This window comes from Nostoc sp. (assembly GCF_036917515.1).
Lineage (GTDB): Bacteria > Cyanobacteriota > Cyanobacteriia > Cyanobacteriales > Nostocaceae > Nostoc.
The window spans coordinates 1-13,281 of the sequence record NZ_JBALDE010000050.1; the positions used below are offsets into that span (position 1 = coordinate 1).

General features: G+C 42.2%; 6 protein-coding genes. 5 read left to right on the plus strand and 1 reads right to left on the minus strand.

Annotated features, from left to right (window positions below; genetic code table 11):
* The first annotated feature begins 349 nt into the window (after positions 1-349).
* Both V7K89_RS06030 and V7K89_RS06035 read left to right on the plus strand, forming a co-directional pair.
* Positions 350-4,039, plus strand: coding sequence for an EAL domain-containing protein (locus V7K89_RS06030; protein ID WP_335185276.1), 3,690 nt, complete (start codon positions 350-352; stop codon positions 4,037-4,039).
* A gap of 53 nt (positions 4,040-4,092) precedes the next feature.
* On the plus strand, positions 4,093-4,236 hold the full coding sequence (locus V7K89_RS06035) for a hypothetical protein (RefSeq protein ID WP_335185278.1): 144 nt from the start codon (positions 4,093-4,095) through the stop codon (positions 4,234-4,236).
* Between the two features lie 285 nt (positions 4,237-4,521).
* Here V7K89_RS06035 and V7K89_RS06040 read toward each other — a convergent pair whose 3' ends face one another.
* Entirely contained in the window at positions 4,522-6,501 is a 1,980-nt protein-coding gene (locus tag V7K89_RS06040) for a protein phosphatase 2C domain-containing protein (RefSeq protein ID WP_335185280.1), read from the minus strand.
* 255 nt (positions 6,502-6,756) lie between these two features.
* Here V7K89_RS06040 and V7K89_RS06045 point away from each other — a divergent pair, with 255 nt between their 5' ends.
* From V7K89_RS06045 to V7K89_RS06055, 3 genes are all read left to right on the plus strand, one after another.
* Positions 6,757-7,191: an NfeD family protein gene (locus V7K89_RS06045; protein ID WP_335185282.1), complete on the plus strand. Its 435-nt coding sequence runs from the start codon at positions 6,757-6,759 to the stop codon at positions 7,189-7,191.
* A gap of 115 nt (positions 7,192-7,306) precedes the next feature.
* On the plus strand, positions 7,307-8,314 hold the full coding sequence (locus tag V7K89_RS06050) for an SPFH domain-containing protein (RefSeq protein WP_335185284.1): 1,008 nt from the start codon (positions 7,307-7,309) through the stop codon (positions 8,312-8,314).
* 164 nt (positions 8,315-8,478) lie between these two features.
* Entirely contained in the window at positions 8,479-12,945 is a 4,467-nt protein-coding gene (locus V7K89_RS06055; protein ID WP_335185286.1) for an NACHT domain-containing protein, read from the plus strand.
* Positions 12,946-13,281 lie beyond the last annotated feature (336 nt).

A 13,281-nucleotide genomic window follows, 5' to 3' on the forward strand; every position in this document is an offset into this window, starting at 1 on the left:
TAGATCATAACTGTAAGGGTTTGCCATACGAATGCAGAAATCAATCACTTCTCTATATATTCTACGTCCTAACTAAGATGGCGACTGCTATATCACCCTGTCCCCCCTCTCTCAAGGGTAAGTATTTTTTTGGAAGTCTCTTTGCCCGACTATGTAATTTTGTAATAAATAATACAGCAATTTTTATGTGGCATACTTGGCAAGGATATAACTTTTGCCATTATGAGGTAAGCCAATTATGATCAAGTATCCGCGATGCTTATGACGACAAGCTACTGAATACTGAATAATTTTTTGTAGTATAACTAACTAAGATTTAGAGCAAACAACTTGTTTTTGAAATAACGTGATGCTGGATTTTGGGAAAAGCCTTTTTGGTTATAAACAGTTTATTCCCCACGGTCATTACTATCTTTGGAAACCGGAATTAATGGTGTTCGATATTGTATTTGAGAGTTTAATTGCCCTTGCTTATTATTCTATTCCGATCACGCTACTTTATTTTGTCCGCAAGCGCCAAGATTTACCTTTTAACTGGATATTTCTACTATTTGCAACATTTATTGTTATTTGTGGCACTACCCACCTAATGGAAATTTGGACGCTTTGGTATCCAACTTATTGGTTGAGTAGTTGCCTTAAGACTATTACAGCCATAGTTTCACTATACACAGCTTGTGAACTTATACCTTTGATACCAAAAGCACTTGCTCTCCACAGTTCTGCACAGATGGAGGCAGCCAATCGAGAACTGGAGGGGGAAATTAGCGATGTCTACGACGAGCTTTGCTTAGGCAAACAGACAGAACTTGCACTACAAGAGCAAGAAGCTCTGTTGCAGCGAGTTGGCAATAATCTGCCCTATGGGGCAATTTATCAGGTAATCCGCGAATTTGATGGTAGCGATCGCTTTTCTTATATCAGTGCGGGGATCGAAAAACTGATGGAAGTCAGGGCAGAAGATGCACTGAAGGATTCAAGTTTGCTTTATCGCCAGTTTATCCCAGAAGACGTACCACTTTTCCAGGCAGCAATCGAGGAATCTCGGCAGCATTTGTCAGTGTTTGATATACAACTGCAAATCCAAACGCCCAGCGCTCGGCTGAAATGGTTACATTTTCGTTCCATACCACACCAGTTGCAGGATGGTCGTGTAGTTTGGGATGGACTGGTAGTGGATATCACTGACTTCAAGTGTACTGAAGAAACACTACGCAAGAGTGAAGCCTTATTTGAAGAATCTCAGCGAGTTGCTCGTCTCGGTAATTGGGAGTTTGAACTTGCCACTGGCAAAATTACCTGGTCAAAGCAGCTGTTTGACCTTTTTAATCGAGATCCCGCACTGCTTGAACCGAACTACCAAGAAAATCTGCAACTGTTTTGGGCAGAAGACGCAGGAAAATTAGCCCAAGCAATTGAGCGGGCAATGTCAACTGGGGAATCCTACAAACTCATTCTGCGCGTATCTCAAACTTACGGATTTACTATTTATATCGAGGAGATTGGACATGCAGAATTCAACACGGATGGAAAAGTAATTCGCCTCTATGGGACTGCCCAAGATGTTACAGAACGGCAAGCCGCACTCAACGAATGCAAACAAGTCGAGGAAGAACTCCAACGCAGTGAAACACTGCTAGCTACTGCTCAAAAGATTGCTCATCTGGGCAGTTGGGAATGGTACTTAGAGTCTCAAAAACAAATTTGGTCAGCCGAAACCTTTTGCATCTTTGGTCTAAATCCTACTGAATTAGCACCGACACAGGCTGCATTTCTCCAAATGCTTCACCCAGAAGACCGACCAGTCTTGCAGAGGCATCTCCTACAAGCGATCGCCAATGGCAATCCTTTCAATCTTGAATATCGCATTGTCCGACCTGATGGCTCATTGCGCTACCTGGAATCGAGAGCAGAGGTAGCTTATGATACTCAAGGTAAGACTATTAGACTGTATGGAGCTATTCTAGACATCACAGAACGCAAGCAATCAGAAATTGCTCTCAAACAAAGCGAGATTCGCTACCGTGCCATTGTAGAAGATCAGACTGAACTCATTATCCGATATTTACCAGACGGTACACTCACCTTTGTCAACCAAGCTTTTGCAGTTTATTTTGGGCGATCGCCAGAGGAACTGATCGGCAGTTGCTATCAACCGATTATCTTCGAGGCAGACCGGGAGCGAGTTGCACAGTTAGTAGCTTCAATGAATACTGATAATCCTGTAGTCATCATTGAAAATCGCGTAGTTCTGGAAGATGGGGTGCGTTGGACTCAGTGGCATAACCGAATGCTGTTTGACGAGCAAGGATGCTTTATAGAATTTCAATCGGTAGGACGGGATATCACAGTTCTCAAGCAAATCGAAGAAACACTTTTTCAAGAAAAAGAATTAGCTCAGGTGACGTTGCAATCGATTGGAGATGCAGTTATTACCACAGATGTGTTTGGCAGGATTCAATATCTCAATCCGGTTGCAGAATCTCTGATTGGATGTAGTCAAGCATCGGTACAAGGGTTGCCGTTAGTAGAAGTCTTGAGAATTGTGCATGAAACGACACAGGAGCCAGTTCAGAACCCAATTGAGCAAGCATTAGAGGAAAATCGAATTGTAGGTTTAGCAAACCATACCGTCTTAATTGCTCAAAATGCTCAAGAGATTGTGATTGAAGATTCAGCTGCGCCGATTCGCAATCGTGAAGGACAAGTTATTGGCGCGGTTATGGTGTTTCATGACGTGACTCAGAATCGCCAGCTGGCGCTTCAGCTATCCTGGCAGGCAACCCATGATGCCTTAACCGGATTGGTGAATCGCCAAGAGTTTGAGCGGCGGGTTGAACATGCACTGACCCTTTCTAAGTTAGACTACCAGGTTCATGCGTTGTGCTATTTGGATCTCGATCGCTTCAAAATTGTCAATGATACCTGTGGTCATCTGGCTGGAGACGAATTACTGCGTCAAATGACTGTCCTATTGCAGGAGAAGATTCGGAAAACTGACACACTGGCACGGTTAGGGGGCGATGAATTTGGAATATTGCTCAATCAGTGTATGCCCAAGCAAGCTTTACGAGTTGCCAATGAACTGCGTGAGTGTGTTCAAGAGTTCCGGTTTGTTTGGCAAGAGCAGGTATTCTCAATTGGCGTAAGTATCGGCTTGGTTGGTATCGACTTGAGTAGCGAGAGCCTTACAGAAATTATCAGCACGGCTGATGCCGCTTGCTATACCGCAAAGAACCGGGGGCGCAACCGCGTATACCTTGCTGAGACTGACGACCAGGAGCGACTGCAACAGCGTGGTCAAATGCAGTGGGTCAGTCGCATTTCTAAAGCTTTGGAAAACGATTGGTTTTGTCTCTATGCTCAAAAGATTGCCGCTATTACTCCGAGCGATCAAAACGGCGACCATTATGAAGTGCTGCTGCGGCTGCGGGATGAGCAGGGAAATTTAGTGCTGCCAATGGCGTTTATTCCAGCAGCAGAACGCTACAACTTGATGCACCTGATTGATCGCTGGGTGATTCGGACTCTGTTTAAAAATTGGCTAACACTCGCTGGCGATGAACAAAGCATCTATGCAATTAACCTCTCTGGCTCTAGCATCAACGACGATCAATTCATTGACTTCTTGTATGAGCAGTTTACCTTATACCCCATCTCACCCCAACGCATTTGCTTTGAGATTACCGAAACTGTAGCGATCGCCAACCTCATAAAAGCTAGGCAGTTCATTCAGTCGCTTCAACAGATGGGCTGTCGCTTCGCATTAGACGATTTTGGGGTAGGGATGTCATCCTTTGCTTATCTCAAGTATCTGCCTGTAGATTATCTCAAAATTGACGGCAGCTTTATTCGTAACATTGTCGAGAATCCTGTGGATGATGCGATCGTCACAGCAATCACACGAATTAGCAATGTGATGGGTATTCAGACGATTGCTGAATTTGTAGAGAATGAGGCAATTTTAGAGCGAATTACGGCATTAGGAATTGATTACGCACAGGGATATGGCATTGCAGTACCTTGCCCATTAGGCTAGTACCGTTGCGCGGAAGTCAAAAGTCAAAAATTAAAAGTCAAAAGTCAAAAGAGTTGTATTCTGAGCTTTTGCGCCATTTTGAATGGTATGTTGATTTACGTCGTGCAGTGTTGATGCTCAAAGCCTTGACAAAACTGGGTTTTTACTCAGCACGGGCTAAACGCCCCGCTGACGCTGACAGCACTCAGCTATACTAGGTAGGTTTCAATGTACAAGTAGTTCTTATTAAGATTGCAATATTTCTCATCAACATTACAACATTCATAAGGAACATTGTAATATTCCTCATCAACATTACAACATCCATAAGGAACATTGTAATATTTCTCATCAACATTACAATATACCTTATCAATACTGGAAAATTTCTCATCAAGATTACGACATTCATAAGGAATGTTGTAATATTTCTCATTAACATTACAATGTTCCTTATCAATACTGGAATATTTCTCATCAACATTAAAACATTTCGGTACAATCTATTTCCCAGTTGGACACACTGACTGCACTTTTTGGGAAAGTTGCCGACACATCTGCTGGAATCCTTGAGGATTAATTTGCCACCAAGCAAAGAATCCCAGACTTGTACTCCCCACAAGCAACGCCAACACTCCCCCTAGCATTACCAAACGTTTACCCCGCTTCGGTTTTGTAATTAAAGTTGGTGGAATTTCTGGGCTGAGAGGTGGTTCTTCTGAAAGATCCAAATCTAGCAAAATTTGCGAACTTTCTGTAAAAGAAGTTGGTTCTTCTAATTCTTTTAATTCTTCTAATTCCTCTAGTTCTTCTTCCTGTATTTCTGCTTCTATAATCTCTTCTGGCAACGCTAAAGTCACAGGTACTAAATATTCTGGAGAGACACGGTAATAAGTAAGAACAACCGATGTATTATCATGTCCATTTTTTTCGTTTGCCAAGTTAATCCAGTTGCAGACAGCATCTTCAACTGTCATTTGCCCTGTTAACACGGGTATTGCATAATCCTGCCAAGATTGTTCCACCCAGTTGCGATCGCTTAAACCATCGGAACACAGTAGCAAAATGCCATCTTCTTCCAGAATAAATCGCTGAACCTTGAGACGCAAAGATTCTGAATCTCTTGTCCCCAATGCTTGAGTTAAAGCACTAGCATCTGGTCTAAAAAGTGCTTTTCGATACAAGCTTTTAGCAAGGCGTACTTCTCGCGTTGCCACATCATCATCTACTGTCAGTAACTGGCAATAATTGCGAGTAATCCAATAGGCACGGCTATCACCAACATTAGCCAAGTAAAGCTCATGGGTATTATTTGATTGCCACCCAGTACTTGTCTGGACTCGTTGTGGAACTTGTAACGCCATGACAATAGTTGTAGCCATGCGTTCTTTGCCCTGGCGTTTTTGTTCGTTATTGCGGGCACAAATTAGATTATTTACCACCCGTAAGCTTGCTTCTAATTGTTCTTGCAACAACTCAGGTGGAAAAAGTACAGTTTGTTCTGTTACCTCCGCTAGTAAAGCGCGAATTTGCAACTTTACAGACTGTACTGCTAACTGACTTGCAACCTCACCGCCTTCATGTCCGCCAATACCATCGCAAACAATCGACAAGTGGCGCAATAAAGGTTCATCTAAATCACTTAAACTATTGGGATAGCAAGCATCTTCATTTTGCGCCATCATTGGGCCAATATCTGTAGAGCCTGCCACCTTTAAGACTAATGGCAATTCTGCCGCAGCTGCTAGTAGTAAATTATTGAGTTGAATATTAATTGCCTCTAACTCAATCTCAGTTTCACACATCTGCTGGACAATGTTCTGTAACCCTTTGGCTACTGATGTCTTTGCAGAAGTTACCCAAAACTGCCAACACTCTCCCAGATTTTGTAAACTCAGCTGCTCATTATCTGGTGTTTGATGGAGTTCCAACAGTCGCACACACCAACCTTCAACTCTCAAGTTGTCTGCTACTAGTAAACTGCGACTAAATCCCAAATCTGCTAGAGGTGTCCAAAGTTGGAGAATTTGCCACAACCAATAAACTTGTCGTGCTGCGGTGGCTTCGTGCCATGCCTCTACAATAGTTGGATAGATATTTCCTGTCTTATCTATCGGCGCATTTTCTAATAAGAGGATATCAGTTTTATCTTCCTCAAGATTACTAGCAAACCCATAAGCTTGGGGCAGATGCAACCGCTCTTGATATAACTGTAAATAAGGAATTACTTCCGTTGGCAGTTCTTCAGGTACATCTGGCGGTAGTCCCGGTTGAGTATCCAGCCAAATCTGTTGTTTAATTACTTCATACCTATCTGCTACCTTTGTGCCTGGTGGGATTTGAGCAGACAATAAGCCAGTTGCCCACAGATAGCGGTGAACTAAAGGAGTTTGGCAACTAGCACAAACGCTATCTCCCATCGGATTAATGGGGCTATTACAGCGTGGATTTATACAAAAAATTATCAGTTGAGTAGAAATCATAAAACAGAAGTCGGAAGTCAGAATTCTTTTTTATAGATGAACTTCGATTAACTTTAGCTGGCAATGAATTGAAGGCTAGAATAAACTAAACTTATGTACCTGAACTTGTGTACTGCTAGTTACACCTTGTTACTGAAATTTCGCAAAATTATTGGTATAAATACTCAGTTTTGTTTTCTGTAAATAACTTACGTCTGGCTGTATCTAATCGTAGAAATGCATTTACGTCAATAATGTAGAGACTAGGATGGCGCTATGCCAAGTTTTACCTTAATCTGGCTGATGGCAGGAGCAGTTTTGTGTTTAACTGAACTGTTCTTACCATCAGCGTTTGTCGCCTTCATGATGGGAATTAGCGCTTTTGTGGTGGCGCTGCTGTCTGGAGTGGGTATGGGAAGTGTATGGTTGCAAATTGTGGTTTGGCTCTTGCTTTCCACAGCCCTAATCATGTTTTCTCGTCGGTTTTTGCAACCAAGACAACGCAAATCAAAAATCCGGGATGCAGTCATAGCTGAAACCTTAACAGAAATTCTGCCTGGGAAAACAGGGCGGGTGCGGTATGAGGGAAATTCTTGGCAAGCAAGATGTGACGATGACAAATTTACCATCCCATCCCATCAAAGAGTTTATGTGGTTAGAAGGGAAGGTACTACTTTGATTGTTGTACCAGAAAATCTGTTGAATTCTTAAGTATTTGTCATTTGTTATTTGTCATTTGTCAAAATTTAATAGTTCTTTTTACTCTACTTCCTCTACTCACTCATCTCCTCCACTCCCTTTATTAATAAAAATTAGGAGATTTACAATGGAACAGTTTTTTTTACTAGTATTTTTAGCTCTTGGTGGTTCTGCTGTAGCAAGTTCGGTGAAAGTTGTTAATCAGGGCAATCAAGCTTTGGTGGAAAGATTGGGTAGTTATAACAAAAAACTAGAACCAGGACTAAACTTAGTCATTCCTTTCGTAGATAGAGTTGTCTACCGAGAAACTATCAAAGAAAAAGTCTTAGATATTCCTCCCCAACAGTGCATCACCCGCGACAACGTTGGCATTGAGGTGGATGCTGTATTTTACTGGCGCATCGTGGATATGGAAAAAGCCTGGTACAAGGTAGAAAATCTCCAGGCGGCAATGGTAAATATGGTGCTGACTCAAATTCGCGCTGAAATGGGACAACTGGAGTTAGATCAAACCTTTACTGCTCGTTCCCACATCAGTGAGCTTTTATTACAGGATTTGGATGTTGCTACCGATCCTTGGGGTGTGAAAGTGACACGGGTAGAACTGCGAGATATTATTCCGTCTCAAGCAGTGCGTGAATCGATGGAATTGCAAATGTCGGCAGAACGACGCAAACGGGCAGCAATTTTAACTTCTGAAGGCGATCGCGAAGCTGCTGTCAATAGCGCTAGAGGTAAAGCTGAGGCACAAATCTTGGATGCAGAAGCTCGTCAAAAATCGGTAATTTTGCAAGCAGAAGCCGAACAAAAGGCGATCATTTTGAAAGCTCAAGCAGAACGTCAGCAGCAGGTTTTGAAAGCCCAGGCGATCGCAGAGTCATCAGAAATTATTGCCCAAAAGCTCCACAATAACCCCAATGCCAATAAAGCAGTGGAAGTTTTGTTTGCCTTGGGTTATCTCGATATGGGCGCGACAATTGGTAAAAGCGATAGCAGCAAGGTGATTTTTATAGATCCGCGTTCTATTCCTGCTGCTTTAGAGGGTATACGCTCCGTCGTTTCAGAAGGTGAGGTTAACTCTAACGAGTTGTTTTCTAAACAAATACCAGGTTTAGAAAATAACCGCTCTAGTTAAGAATGGGGAATGGGGAGCAGGGGAGCAGAGAAGACAAGGGGACAAGGGGGACAAGGGGGAATTATTGAACAAGTCTCTCCCAAGTCTCCCCCCCTCTTCTTCGTCTACTTTGTCTCTTCTCAATGCCCAATGCCCCATTCCCAATGATAAATGACTAATGACAAATGATAATTAACCCAGAACAGGTCATCAACGCTATTTTTGCGATCGCAAATCCTTTAATAAAGGAAAAAATTCAGCGCAATGAGACTGTAATTAAATTACTTCAGCAGTTTAACCTCGATCCAGAGCATCCACCAGCAGATTTTAGTGGAGTTTATGCCTATGCACTGGTAGAGTACGGTGTTGGCAAATCTAAGCCTTTGTTAGAACTTTTTCGCCAAGAAGCCATAAAACAGGCTTTTCGCAAAGCATTTGACCATAATAACCCCTCAATTTTGCTGTCTGAGGTTGATGCTTGGCTTGATGCATACTCATTGGGTGATGACATTAGAAATTTAGGAATTGACATTAGACGGGAAATTGCCGCGTTTTATATTGTCTTTGCGGAAGTTGCTAAACGTACTCGCAACCCAGCAGATACACTAATGAGTCAACAAATTGGCTCTTTGCAAAAACGCATTGCAAATATTCAAGAACTACTCGATAGGTTGCCGACACTGGAAGGTATTCGTACAGAAATGGCGCGGTTGGTTGGACAGAATTCTCCCGTATTGCTGGAGGCCGCAACATCCACTGAAAATCAATGTCGAGCCATAGCCCTAGCTCAACAAATGCGCGGCTGGTTTGAAACCTTGGGCTATCGCTTTGAAAAGTATGAAATTTGGGGTGATGCATACTTTGAGTGGATTATTAATGTGCCAACACGGCGTAACCGATATGACCGCATCCTAATCAGGGGAATTGAGGGTGAAGTTGGACTTAAAGATGTAGCTGTTTTGCGTTCCTCTGTGGAGCAGCAGAGAACTGATGAAGGTTGGTTAGTTACAGCCAGACGGATTGCACGCGCGGCACGAAATGAGGTGGAAAAGGAGGAAAATCGCCACTTAGGTTGTTATACTTTTGACGAACTTATTGACCAAGATGCCGATTTTAGCGATTATCTCGATTGGTTAGAAGCAGAAATTATCCGGCGGCAAATAAATACAAAATACGTTCCTTTAGCTTGCACAAAAGAGGAAATTGACCCTGATACTAAGCAGCGAATTGGCATTAGTCATTATAGCGATCGCGATGGTTGGATTGATGGTTATATTGATGTGTGGTTGGACGATCCAGCCAAAGAGCACATTTCTATACTAGGAGAATTTGGTACGGGGAAAACCTGGTTTGCCTTCCATTATGCTTGGGTAGCATTGCAACGTTACCGAGATGCTCAAAAACGCGGTGTTGAACGTCCCCGTTTGCCTTTGGTAATTACGCTGCGGGATTTTGCCAAAGCGATAAATGTCGAGAACGTTTTGGCGGGGTTCTTTTTTACACAACACAATATTCGTTTAACTAGCGAAGTATTTGACCAGTTGAACGGCATGGGTAAATTGCTGCTAATTTTCGATGGTTTTGACGAAATGGCAGCAAAAGTTGACCGTCAGCAGATGATTAATAACTTTTGGGAACTGGCAAAAGTGGTGGTTCCCGGTGCCAAGGTTATCCTGACTTGTCGCACCGAACATTTTCCTGACGCCAAGGAAGGACGCGCTTTGCTCAACGCCGAGTTGCAAGCTTCTACCAAGCAGTTGACAGGGGAAACACCGCAATTTGAAGTGCTGGAACTGGAGAAATTTAACGACGAGCAAATTCGGCTGGTGTTGTCGCAACAAACGGAAGCTGCAACGGTTGAACAAGTAATGGGAAATCCACAATTATTGGATTTAGCCCGTCGTCCGGTGATGACTGAGTTAATTTTGGAGGCTTTGCCAGATATTGAGGCGGGTAAACCTGTAGATATGTCGCGGGTTTACTTGTATGCGGTGCGGCGGAAAATGGAACGGGATATCAAGAGCGATCGCACGTTTACATCTTTGGTAGAAAAGCTATATTTTTTATGCGAACTTTCTTGGGAAATGTTGTCTACTGACCAAATGAGCCTCAATTATCGGCTTTTCCCTGACAGAATTCGTCGGTTATTTGGTTCAGTGGTACAGGAAGAGAAGGATTTAGACCACTGGCATTACGACATGATGGGGCAAACAATGCTCATCCGCAATGCTGATGGTGACTATACTCCAGCGCATCGGTCGCTGTTAGAGTTTTTTGTAGCGTATAAATTTGCAGCAGAGTTGGGAGCGTTGGCGAGTGATTTTACGGATTTAGCGCGGGTGCGGTTCCAGATAAATCATGATGTTGCGCCTGTTGATTATAGTTGGTCTTCTTATTTCAGCCATCAGGTAGATGCGGCTGGAGAGATTCTGCCAACTGCGGTATTGAAGGGATTTATAAGCGAATCGTTGGAGAAGTTGAGAGTAACTTTTGGTCAAGCACCTTTAACGAAAGCGGTGATGGATTTGCTTATGGGGATGGTTAATGTTGAGGCTAAGGAGTCCCTAATTAAAGTTATTGAGAAGACACGGGGGAAAAGTGAGGACGAGGTTGGTTATGTTGGCGGAAATACAGCAACAGTCTTAGTGAAAGTCGATAAGGCTGGGTTAAAAGGGAGAGATTTTAGTGGTGCAGTAATTAAGGGGGCAGATTTTACTAATGCTATTTTGCATAATGTTGATTTTGCTAGGGCTAATCTGAGCAGTTCTACTTTTACAAAAGTCTTAGGTACTGTCTTGTCGATAGCATTTAGCCCAGATGGACAGATTGTTGCTACAGCAGATGCTAATGGTGAAATTCACTTATGGCGGTTTGTAGATTGTAAACGACTTTCAACATTAGAAGGACATACTGATTGGGTACGAACAATCGCCTTTAGTCCTGATGGTCAGATGCTAGCGAGTGGTAGTCAAGACCTCAAAGTAAAGTTGTGGAATATCCGTACAGGTGAATGCATTAAGACTTTAGATCAGCATACTGACAGGATTTATTCTGTTGCTTTTAGCCCTAATAGCCAGATGCTAGCTAGTAGCCAATACGAAACAGTAAAGTTGTGGAATATTAACACAGATGAATGTCTCCAAACTTTATACGGTCATACTGACAGGATTTATTCTGTTGCTTTCAGTCCTAATAGTCAAATGCTGGCTAGCGGTAGTGGAGATTCAACAGTTAAGTTGTGGAATATTAACACAGGTGAATGTCTCCAAACTTTACACGGTCATACTGAGAAAGTCAGGTCAGTTAACTTTAGTTTTGATGGTAAAATCCTTGCTAGCAGCGCTAGCGATCGCACAACACGACTTTGGGATGTTCATACTAGTGAATGTATGCAAATTTTACTGGGGCATACTAGCAAAATATGGACAGTAACATTTAATAAGAGTGGTGAAATAGTAGCGACTGGAAGCGATGATAAAACAGTAAGACTATGGGATGCACAAACTGGAAAATGTATTCAAATATTAAAAGGACATATTAATTGGGTGCGTTCTGTCATGTTTCACCCCCAACATAATGTCTTAGTCAGTGGAGGTGATGACCAAACAGTAAGATTTTGGGATATTAATACTGGTGAATGTTTTCAAGTTTTACAAGGATACCATCATTTAGTATTGTGCGTTACTTTTAGTCCTGATGGTAAAACTTTAGTCAGTGGTAGCAATGATGGTCTACTGAGATTATGGAATGTTAATACAGGCGAATGCTTCCAAATTTTACAAGGTCATAAATCATGGGTAACATATATTACTATTAGTCCAAATGGTCAAATGCTAGCTAGTGGAAGTTCAGATAGAACAGTAAAAGTTTGGAATCTACGTAGTGGTAGTTGTGTAAAAACTATAGAGGCAAGCAATAGTTGGATTTTACCTACTGTATTTAGTCCCAATGGTCAAGTCCTGGCTTTAGCTGACAAAACGACAATACAGTTGTGGAATATCTCTACTGGTGAACATACTAAAATTTTACAAGGAAATACAGATTCCCCTTGGCTAAAATCTATAGCTTTCAGTCCCAATGGTAATTTGTTAGCTACTGGAAGCGAGGACTGTAGGATAAAGCTGTGGGATATAAACACTGGCAAATGCATCAAAACTTTGGAAGGACATATTGATTGGGTTTGGTCACTTAGCTTTAATCCTGATGGGCAGATATTAGCAAGTGGTGGTGGTAACTACGATAAAACTGTAAAGCTGTGGGATATAAACACTGGCGAATGCATCAAAACTTTGCAAGGGCATAGTAGCGATGCGAGGTTCGTTACATTTAGCCCTGATGGTCAAATTATAGCGAGTAGCAGTCCTGACAGAACAGTAAAGTTATGGGATTTTTATACAGGTGAGTGTTTCAAAACTTTAGAAGGACATATTAACTGGGTAGTATCTATTTCATTCAGTCCCGATGGAAGAATTATCGCTAGCGGTAGTGAAGATGGAACAATAAAACTTTGGGATGTCAAAACGGGGAATTGCATAAAAACTCTGATACCCGAACGACCTTACGAACGTATGAATACCGCAGGTATTAAAGGTTTAACCTCATCCGAAAAAGCTGCGCTCAAAGCGTTAGGTGCAGTAGAAAATGTGGAATAGTTTTTAGGTGATACCTGATATTAAACTAGGGTGATGTCTACAACGGGCTACGCCTACGCACTTTTGTAGTGTCAAGGTTTGGTTGTGCGATCGCCTAATATTTCATCTGACCTATTTGATAAAATTACAATGACTAGTGAGAGGAATGCGATGTCCATAACGGGCTACGCCTAAGCACTAAATTGTCGCATTCTTCCAGTAAAAAAATAATCAAGCTTTGATAAGTTGTAAATTATGACCTTATCTATAGCGGTTCTCAGTTGGGTGCAATATAGTAACAGCAGTGGGTGAACCATCCAATAATGTCTTTTTTAGTTACCGCATTCAGAGCATTTG